This window comes from Nonomuraea sp. NPDC004354, assembly GCF_053602555.1.
This window is the reverse complement of the sequence record NZ_JBSGDV010000004.1, coordinates 507,122-516,339: the sequence shown is the minus strand read 5'-3', so window position 1 is coordinate 516,339 and position 9,218 is coordinate 507,122. Positions and strand designations below refer to the sequence as shown.

The window sequence follows — 9,218 nt, the reverse complement described above, 5'->3', positions numbered from 1 at the left end:
TGCGTCGCGCCTGTCCGGACCGGCCCCGGCCCTGGGCCCGCGCCCGCGTCGCGCTTGTCCTGACCGGCCCCGTCCGACCGGCCTCGGGCTCAGGCGCGCGTCGCGCTTGTCCTGGCCGGCCCCGTCTGACCGGCCTCCGGCTCAGGCCTGCGTCGCGCCTGTCCGGACCGGCCCCGGCCCTGGGCCCGCGCCCGCGTCGCGCTTGTCCTGACCGGCCCCGTCCGACCGGCCTCGGGCTCAGGCCCGCGTCGCGCCCGTCCGACCGGCCTCGGGCTCAGGCGCGCGCCGCGAATGGCCGGGGCCGTCTCGCGCGGTGGGCCACGCCGGTCTCAGGGGTGTGCCGATCTCAAGGGCGTGCCGCGGCGGTCCAGGCCGGGGCCGTCGGCCGTGGGGTGCGGCGCGGGAAGGGTCAGGCGGCGGGGATGTCCATCACCAGCAGCGGTGTCGTGGTCGGCGCGGCCGAGCCGCCCGCGGGTTCGACGGTCAGCCCCACCGAGGTGGCGCCCTTCACCGGTACGGCCAGCGCCGGCGCCGTGTAGCCGCTGTCGTCGGGCCGCAGCAGCCCGGCCGGATGCGCCTGTCCGGGCGACAGCTGCCAGAGCTGGTAGGTCTTGTCCTCGGGCAGCGGCGCCAGCCCCGAGGCCAGGAACACCATCCGGCCCGCCGAACGGGACAGGACGACGGTGCCGGCCACACCCTGCCCCTCCGCGGCGTTGACCCGGCGGGCGTCCGGAGCTGCGAGCACCGCCTCCACCTGCCTGGCGGTCGTCCGCATCTGGTCCAGCTCGGTTCTGGCCTGGTAGGCCAGCGCGCCCAGCGCGACGGCGGCGGCCACCCCGGCGGCGGCGACGACCTTCGCGACACGCGCGCCCGTCCGTTCCCTGACGAACCTGTGACGCGACCCCGGCCGCTCCACGACCGGCGGCAGCTGCCTGACCTGTCCGATCTCGGCCATGACGCGGCTCTTCAGCTCGGGCGGCGGCGTGGCGGCCGTGGCCTGACCGAGCCTGGCGGCCGTCTCGGCCAGGCCCCGCACCTCGTGCGCGCAGTCGGCGCAGCCGTCCAGGTGTGCCTCGAAGCGTCTGCGCTCCAGCTCGTCGTCGATGGCGTCCAGCGCGTAGGCGCCGGCCAGCATGTGCACGTCCTGCCCGCCGTTCATCGCTCCACTCCCAGGCAATCGCGCAGCCGGATGAGGCCGTCGCGCATGCGGGCCTTGACGGTGCCGAGCGGCACCTTGAGCAGCTCGGCGACCTCACGATAGGAGTATCCGCCGAAATAGGCGATCGTCACCGATTCGCGTTGCAGCTCGGTCAGTCCCGACAGACATCGGCGCAGCCGTTCCCGCTCCAGGTTGTTCTCCACCGACTCGGCCACCTCGTCGAAGGGCCGGTGGACGTCCATGCGCGCCACCCGGTCCTCCCGCTCGGTGACGGCGGTGGCCGAGCGCACCCTGTCGATCGCGCGGCGATGGGCGATCGTCATGATCCAGGCCATGGCCGAACCTCGGGCGGGCTCGTACCGGGCGGCGTTGCGCCACACCTCCACCAGCACCTCCTGGGCGACCTCCTCGCTCTGCGCGCGGTCACGCAGGACGCGCACCACCATGCCGAAGACCCGTGCCGCCACCAGCTCGTACACCTGCTCGAAGGCGGCGCGATCGCCGCGGGCCACCCGGCTCAGCAACTCCTCGAGGCCGGGACTTCGGCCGCCACCCGAGCGGTCCCGGTCCGGCCGCGACTCCGGCTCCGATCGCATGTGCCCTCCCGTCGCCATCCGCATACCGGTCATTCGGAGCCGCTCGGCTCGTGGACGGGTGCGGCCTGGTTGGTGGCCCGCGCCCATCACGCTCCAGCGAGCGCATGCGGCTGTCAATGCCATGTCTGCCGATGCCACGCCTGTCGGCGCCGCGTCTGCAGGGTCCTCGTTTGTCGATTCCGCGTCTGTTGGCGTCGCGTCTGTTGATGCCGCGTCTCTTGATGCCGTGTCAACCGGGGTGTCCTTCCGTGTTCGGGGCGCCGGTCCGGGGTGTCAGATGACGCCGCCGAGGCTGCGCACCGTCAGGCCCAGGCCGAGCACGACCACCAGCAGCGCAGTACCCCCGGGGGCGAGGGCCGACAGCCGCGCCGGCAGGGCACGGCCCGCCCGCGCGAGGCGGTCGAGGCGGGCGGCCAGCGTGACGAGGAGCAGGCCGGTGGCGGTGAGGGTGGCGGCCATGCCGACCCCGTAGGCGAGGACGAGGGCGACGCCGAACCAGGTACGGCCCAGCGCGATCGCGCCCAGCAGCACGACCAGGGCGGACGGACTCGGGACCAGGCCGCCCGCGACACCCAGCCCGATCAGCCAACGCCGCCCGGGAGACGGCGGGACCGGAGCCTCCCGGACCGCCGGGTGGGTCGCATCCTCCAGCCGGGTCATCCCTTCCTGGCCGATTGCTCCTTCTTCCCGGATCGCCTCTTTCGCGGGGATCGTCTGGTCGAGAAGGGCGGTCCCTCGTGGGCTGGTCCCGTCTCCCGGGAGGGGCGTCCGTTGCGGGCTATGCCCGTGGCCGTCCCCGTCCCCGTGCCCGTGGCCGTGGCCGTGCCCGTGTTCGTGGCCGTGCCCGCCCCCGTGCCCGTGCCCATGTCCGTCCCCGTGCCGGTGCCCGTGTTCGTGCCCGTGCCGGTGCCCGTGTTCGTGGCCGTGGCCGTGGAAGGGTGTCGGAGGCGTGCCTGTGCGGAACGATCGCCAGGCGGATCGGGCCAGCCCGGCGCCGATGGCGGTGATCAGCAGGCCGCCGGCCGTACCCAGCCAGGACAGGACCGACTCGCCCGCCAGGCCCGAGAAGACCGTCAGCAGCAACCCCACCGCCAGCACCCCCGCGGTGTGCGTCACGGTCACCGTCGCCCCGACGACGAACGCGTCACGCGGCCGTCCCCTGCGTCCCGCCAGGTAGGCGGCCATGACGGTCTTCCCGTGGCCGGGGATCAGCGCGTGCCCCGCCCCGAGGACGGCGGCCAGGAGCACCGCGAGGATGCCGAGCGGCACCGTGAGCGAGGTCGCGCCGACCAGTCCGGTGAAGGTGCGGTCGAGCGCGGCCAGCGCGTCGCCGATCGGGCCGCCGGCGGGCAGGACGCCGGGCAGCGCGGGTGCGGCCGCCGGTCCCGCTCCCGCGCTTCGGACGACGGTCAGTGCGGCCGTGCGCTGGTCGAGCGGGCTGGACAGCAGGTCGTCGGGGTAGCGGCGCAGCTCCTGGCTGACGCTGGTGGCGGGCACCGTCGAGCGGGCCAGCCGTACGCCCTCGGCCACGGCGGTGATCTCACGCCAGCCGATGCGGTCGGTGAGGAACCCGTTGGCGAACCCGATGGTTCCCGGCTCGCCGTCCGCCCGCAGCCGGCAGGTGAGGCGGCTGGTGGGCAGGCCGCCCTGACCGGGCGTGTAGCCGAGGTCGGCCGTGTCGACGCGCCACGGCCTGGCCGTGCCGTTGACGGTGAGCCGCTGGGCCGTGGCCAGCGCGGCGCACTCGGCCGCGGCGTGCGCGGCCCGTTCCGGTGCGGACACGCGGCCGTCGCCGTCGGTGTCCACCAACGGCCGGGCCTGCAGGGTCGGCAGCTCGGCGCGGTCCACGATAGCGAGGTTCTCGATCCGGTCGGGCAGGACCCTCAGGCCGTCGTAGTGGTTGACCGTGAAGTTCCCGAGCGGATGCGCGGTCTGCGTGATCCTGACGTTTCCCGTGGTCGCGGCGGTGGCGGGGAGGGGGGCCGCCGCCATCAGCGCGGTCGCGATCGCGAGAGACACCGCCGCCCCGCGGTACGGCCGGCCGTTCACGAGAACCTCGCCAGGGCGGGAAGCTCGGCCACGAACCTGGGGTTGGCCGCCTCGGCCCTGGCCGTGCTGCGGGTGGCGGCCGCGGTGTCGCCGAGGGCGCGCTCGATGGCCGCCCGGTGCCTGAGCACGAGGGCGTTGCGCCAGCCGGTCGAGGTGGCCGCGACCGCGTACGGCAGTGCCTCGCGGTCGCGGCCGGCCCGGTGGAGCGCCCAGGCCAGCGCGTCGGCGGCCGTCAGGTTGGGGTGGCGGGCGTACTCGGCGCGGGCGTGGGCCACGGCCTTGGCGGGGGAGCCGTGGTCGGCTTCGAACTCCGCCCAGGTCAGGTCGTCCCTGACGGCCGCGGCGTCCATGAGGGTGCGCTGGGCCGCCAGCAGCCGCCACTGTGGTGCGGGGTCGCGGCTGGCCGCGGCGAGGGTCTCGCCGTACTCGATGATGTACTGCGGCAGCGGCAGCCGGGCCACCAGGGTCGCGTAGTCGTCCAGCGCACGAGGGAGCTGCCCGGACAGCGCGCCGGCCCTGGCCCGCCCGGCCAGGGCGGGGGCGAAGGCGGGCGCGGCGTCCAGGGCCAGCTGGTACTGCTCGGCGGCGGCGGCCACGTCCCCGGCGTGCAGGGAGAGCTCGCCCAGCGAGTAGCGGCAGTAGGCGACGTCCTCGGGGGCGTAGGCGTCGAGCAGCGCGTAGTTCAGGAGCCTGCGCGCCTGGGCCAGGTCGCCGCGCAGTTCGGCGGCGTAGGCGGCGCGCGTGTAGGCGGAGACGCCGGGCCGCAGCGCGATCATCCGGTCGGCGACCTTCGCGGCCGCGTCGTAGCGGCCGAGCTGGGTGGCGGCGTCGGCGAGCACCCCGTAGGCGGTGGCGCCGTAGGGGTTGGCGGCGATCGCGCGGTCGGCCAGCCGTACGGCCCCCGCGAAGTCGTGCCGCGCCGCGGCCAGTGCCGCGCCGCCGGTCAGGGTGGCGGGGTCACCGGGGGCCAGCGCGGCGGCCCGGTCGAGGGCCTGCTGGGCCCGCGCGTAGAGGGTGGGGTCGGAGGTGATCCTGGCCTCCTGCACGTAGGCGGCGCCGAGCCGGGCCCAGGCGTGGTGGTCGCGCGGGAGCCGCCGCAGCCTGGCGTTCAGGGCGTCGACCGCCGCGCGGGCGGAGGTGGCCGACAGCGCCGTGTCGGCCTGCGCCGCCGCGGCGGGGACGGGCGCCGGCGCCGGCGGCGGGACGGGCGAGGGGAGCAGGGTCGCGGCGGTGGTCAGCGCGGCGGCCAGGACCAGGCCGCCCGCGGCGAGCACCACCCCCCGTCGGGATGGCATGACGATGACCTCCAGGTAGGAAGGGAAGGGAGCGGGGCCGGGGCGACCGGCCCCGCGGGGTCAGCGCGCGCCGGCGTTGACCGAGGTGTTCGCGGGAAGCGCGACGTACGGGAAGGACGCGCCGAACGCCTTGTCGTTGGCGTCGACCCGGTCGCCGGTCGTCAGGGCGTCGACGAGCTTGCCGGTCCTGGCCGCGCCGGCCATCGCCTGCAGCGCGATGTCCACGACGTCGTCGGTGAGGCGGCGGCCGTTCGGGAAGCCCTGGAGGTCACCGGCGAGCACGCCCAGCCGGTTGGGGGCGGCGGTGGGCGGCACCGACATGTTCAGCCGCAGCATCTCGGCGGGGCGCAGCCGGCCGGCGTCCTTGTTGAGGGTCTGCGAGTTGAGGTCGGACTTGATCGGGCCGTTGTCCTTGGCGATGCCGGTCAGGAAGATCTCGACCAGGTCGGTACGGGGCGTCGCCGGCGCCTTCAGGCCGTAGATCTTCTCCAGCAGCCGGGGGACCTCCGGGTGGGTGACCCGCCTGACGACGGCGGGCAGGCCCGCGTCCTTGTCGGGGCTCACGGAGTTGAAGGCGTCCTTGAGCCCGGCGGGCAGGACGACCTCGTTGACCAGCGGCTGTCCCAGGCGGGAGACCTGCTTGTAGCCCTGCGGGCTCCACTTGTCGACGCTGGACCACACGCCGATGACGGGGTTACGGCGGGCGTCGCCCTTGAGCGCCACCGCGTCCTTGGGCACCTGGACGGCCAGCGTCTGCACGCCGTACCCCTTGAGCGTGTCCTGGCCGACCTCGGACAGGTCGCCGCCGTAGAGGAGGTCGAAGACGCGCAGGTCGAGGAAGAAGGGGTCGTCGGACTGCCCCGCGAACGTCCTGCCGCCGCCCTGCACCGAGGTGACGGCCTGGGCGCGCAGCGTCGCGTAGGAGGGCATGGAGGCGGGACCGGTGTTGCTCGGCGCGACGACGCCGTTCCTGACCAGCGTGGTGACCCCGCGCGGGGTGATCCGCTGGAGCGTGTAGCGCTGACGGAACAGCAGGTTGGGGTCGTCGAGGGAGGTGACGGGCCCGTTGTCGGCGAGGAACGTCGAGGTGCCGCGCCGGTCCTCGTCACGGAACGTCCACTGGTAGGTGACGTCGGGCAGGGCGTCACCGTTGCTGTCGATCTTGATGTTGTAGCGGGAGCGGGTGTCGAAGGTGTAGAAATTGGGCCCGCCGTTCGGCTCCTCGAAGGGGAGGAAGTCGGCCAGCAGGGTGACGGTGTCGGGGCGGTCGGGGCTGACGAACGCGTAGACGTCGGTGTTGTCGTTGCGCGGGTCGCCGGCGATCAGCGGTGCCTCGCGGTGCGAGGACGCGGTGCCGGCCGGCGGCTGCAGCAGGGCGAGGGACGAGGCGGCCAGCGCCCCCGCGGCGGCCAGGGCGAGCAGGGCGCGCCGGTTGGTCGTGAGCTTCATGCGACTGTGAGCCTTTCGCAAGCGTCTGTGTCGTGGTCGAGGGGTCCGGCCGGGTCCTCGCCGCGTGATTCGGGGCGGTGGCGGCCGCGGATGGCTCGAATCGCAAAAGATCTCAACGGGTCTGGTGATATGCCGGGTAATGGGGGTTTCAGGGGGAAATGCCGTTGGGTCTACCGGCGGTCGGGAAGCCACCCCCTGAGGTTGCCCGGCGACCAGCTCGTGCCCGGTGACCCGACACCCCGACGCGCAGATCGGGATCATCGAGGACCTGTCGCGACGGCCGGGTGACCCGAACGAAGGAGGGGCCGATCGGACAGGTGTCCGGTCGGCCCCTCGGATGTTCAGCGCTGGTGATCAGCGCTGTGCGGGTTCAGCTCAGGCCCTGCCGCCCTTCCTGGCCATGGCGGCCTTGCTCGTCAGCTCGTCCTCGAGCTGGTTCCTGAGCTCGGCCTCCAGCCGGTTCCTGAGCTCGGCCTCGAGCCGGTTCCTGAGCGCGGCCTCGATCTGGTTCCTGATCTCGTTCTCCACCTGGTTCCTGGCCTCGGCCTCGGCGCGGTTCCGCGCGTCGGCGTCGGCGCGGTTCCGCGCGTCGGCGTCGGCGCGGTTCCGCGCGTCAGCGTCGGCGCGGTTCCGCGCGTCAGCGTCGGCGCGGTTACGGGCGTCGGCGTCGGCGCGGTTACGGGCGTCGGCGTCGGCCTGGTTCCGGGCGTCGTTGCGGGCGTCGTTGCGAGCGTCCGCGTCCGCGTCGGCGTCCGAGTCGGCCCAGTTCCGCGAGTCCAGGTCCGCCCAGTTCCGCGCGTCGTTGCGGGCGTCGGCGTCCGCGTCGGCCTTGTTGCGGGCGTCGGCGTCAGCGTCGGCGTCAGCGTCGTTCCGGTTGCGGTTGTCGGCGTCCTGGCGCTGGCGGGCGTCGGCGTCGTTCCGGTTGCGGTTGTCGGCGTCCTGGCGCTGGCGGGCGTCGGCGTCGTTGCGGTTGCGGTTCTCAGAGTCCTGACGCTGCCTGGCGTCGGCGTCGGCGTCCGCGTCGTTGCGGTTGCGGTTGTCGGCGTCCTGGCGCTGGCGGGCGTCCGCGTCGGCGTCCACGTCGTTCCTGTTGCGGGCGTCGGCGTCGGCACGCTGGCGAGCGTCAGCGTCGGCGTCCACATCGTTCTTGTTGCGGGCGTCGGCGTCCTGGCGCTGCTTCTGCTCGGCGTCCGCCTTGTTGCGAGCGTCGAGGTCCGCGCGGTTGCGGGCGTCGGCGTCCACGTCGTTCCTGTTGCGGGCGTCAGCGTCGGCGTCGGCACGCTGGCGGGCGTCGGCGTCAGCGCGGTTGCGGGCGTCGGCGTCCACGTCGTTCCTGTTGCGGGCGTCAGCGTCGGCGCGCTGGCGGGCGTCGGCGTCGGCACGCTGCCTCGCGTCGGCGTCCGCCTTGTTGCGAGCGTCGGCGTCCGCGTCGGCCTTGTTGCGGGCGTCGGCGTCGGCACGCTGGCGAGCGTCGGCGTCGGCGTCGGCGTCCGCGCGGTTGCGGGCGTCGGCGTCCTGGCGCTGCCTGGCGTCGGCGTCCACGTCGTTCTTGTTACGGGCGTCGGCGTCCTGACGCTGCCTGGCGTCGGCGTCGGCGTCCACGTTCGTCTTGTTCTTCGCCTCGTTGCGGGCGTCGGCGTCCTGCCTCTGCAGGGCGTCGGCGTCCACGTCCGTCTTGTTGCGGGCGTCGGCGTCGGCGCGCTGGCGGGCGTCGGCGTCCGCGCGGTTGCGGGCGTCGGCGTCCTGGCGCTGCCTGGCGTCGGCGTCCACGTCGTTCTTGTTGCGGGCGTCGGCGTCCACGTCGTTCCGGTTACGGGCCTCGTTGCGGGCATCGGCGTCGGCGTCCTGGCGCTGCCTGGCGTCGGCGTCCGCGTCGGCGTCCTGGCGCTGCCTGGCGTCGGCGTCCGCGTCCTGGCGCTGCGTGGCGTCCGCGTCGGCACGCTGCCTGGCCTCGGCCTCGGCACGCTGCTTGGCCTCGGCCTCGTTGGCCGCACGCTGCTTGGCGATGGCGTCGGAGAGGCTGTCGGAGTCGGCCGAGGTGTTCAGGTGGAAGTTGACGTTCTGGTGCAGGTTCTGCGACTGGCTCTGGAGCTGGCTCTGCAGCTGCTTCTGGAGCTGGCGCTGCTTCTGGAACTGCTTGTTGATGCTGCGCAGCAGGTCGCGCCGCCAGCCCCAGCCACGGCCGCAGCCGCCGCCCCATCCACCAATTCCGCAGCCGCCGCCGGCCTCGCTGGTGCTGGCGTTGGTGCTGGCGCTGGCAGCGGTGTTGGCGGTGGCGGCGCCGAGTCCCACGGCGCCGGCGCTCAGAAGGGTGGTAACAGCGGCTGCCGCGACAGCGCCCGTGAGCTTCTTCATTGCGTGATTCCCCCTGTGAAATGACTTGACTTGCACCAGCATGGCCATAAGCCAAATAGCTGGAAAACGCCCTACGTAACCCTGAAGGATTATCTTGCGCGCAACGTAGATTTCCCGCCGATCACCGGATAAACGGACATTACCCGCTTCTTTGTGCAACTGGCTGCTTGCTTGACTAAGTCGGATTTCCCACGGGCGGAGAGGCATGGCAGGTGTAGCCGTATTCGCCGTGACTCGGAACGTTCGTCCTGGGCGCAAGCCCTGTCCCACGCCTACGGGACGCTCATGAGGCGCGCTTAGCCACCCCTTTCCGGT

General features: G+C 73.7%; 6 protein-coding genes. All 6 read right to left on the bottom strand.

The window, feature by feature from the left end:
- Positions 1 to 409: 409 nt before the first annotated feature.
- The 6 genes from ACWENQ_RS17160 to ACWENQ_RS17135 all read right to left on the bottom strand — a co-directional run bounded on the left by ACWENQ_RS17160 (position 410) and on the right by ACWENQ_RS17135 (position 8,903).
- Positions 410 to 1,159 carry an anti-sigma factor gene (locus tag ACWENQ_RS17160; RefSeq protein ID WP_354908005.1) on the bottom strand — a complete coding sequence of 250 codons (750 nt, stop codon included), beginning with the start codon at positions 1,157 to 1,159 and terminating at the stop codon, positions 410 to 412.
- A complete protein-coding gene (gene sigK / locus ACWENQ_RS17155; RefSeq protein WP_449918735.1) occupies positions 1,156 to 1,755 on the bottom strand; it encodes an ECF RNA polymerase sigma factor SigK in 600 nt (199 codons plus the stop codon). The genes ACWENQ_RS17160 and sigK overlap by 4 nt, the downstream gene beginning before the upstream one ends.
- A gap of 273 nt (positions 1,756 to 2,028) precedes the next feature.
- A complete protein-coding gene (locus ACWENQ_RS17150) occupies positions 2,029 to 3,774 on the bottom strand; it encodes a High-affinity nickel-transporter (RefSeq protein ID WP_452414982.1) in 1,746 nt (581 codons plus the stop codon).
- 26 nt (positions 3,775 to 3,800) lie between these two features.
- On the bottom strand, positions 3,801 to 5,099 hold the full coding sequence (locus tag ACWENQ_RS17145) for a tetratricopeptide repeat protein (RefSeq protein WP_452414980.1): 1,299 nt from the start codon (positions 5,097 to 5,099) through the stop codon (positions 3,801 to 3,803).
- Positions 5,100 to 5,159: 60 nt separating this feature from the next.
- Positions 5,160 to 6,548: a DUF4331 domain-containing protein gene (locus tag ACWENQ_RS17140; RefSeq protein ID WP_452414979.1), complete on the bottom strand. Its 1,389-nt coding sequence runs from the start codon at positions 6,546 to 6,548 to the stop codon at positions 5,160 to 5,162.
- Positions 6,549 to 6,923: 375 nt separating this feature from the next.
- Positions 6,924 to 8,903: a hypothetical protein gene (locus ACWENQ_RS17135; protein ID WP_452414977.1), complete on the bottom strand. Its 1,980-nt coding sequence runs from the start codon at positions 8,901 to 8,903 to the stop codon at positions 6,924 to 6,926.
- Positions 8,904 to 9,218 lie beyond the last annotated feature (315 nt).

What these genes read in the sequence shown, in the direction of transcription:
- ACWENQ_RS17160 (WP_354908005.1), bottom strand. Translation starts at nt 1,159, where the DNA reads ATGAACGGCGGGCAGGACGTGCACATGCTGGCCGGCGCCTACGCGCTG.
- sigK (WP_449918735.1), bottom strand. Translation starts at nt 1,755, where the DNA reads ATGCGATCGGAGCCGGAGTCGCGGCCGGACCGGGACCGCTCGGGTGGC.
- ACWENQ_RS17145 (WP_452414980.1), bottom strand. Translation starts at nt 5,099, where the DNA reads ATGCCATCCCGACGGGGGGTGGTGCTCGCCGCGGGCGGCCTGGTCCTG.
- ACWENQ_RS17135 (WP_452414977.1), bottom strand. Translation starts at nt 8,903, where the DNA reads ATGAAGAAGCTCACGGGCGCTGTCGCGGCAGCCGCTGTTACCACCCTT.
- ACWENQ_RS17140 (WP_452414979.1), bottom strand. Translation starts at nt 6,548, where the DNA reads ATGAAGCTCACGACCAACCGGCGCGCCCTGCTCGCCCTGGCCGCCGCG.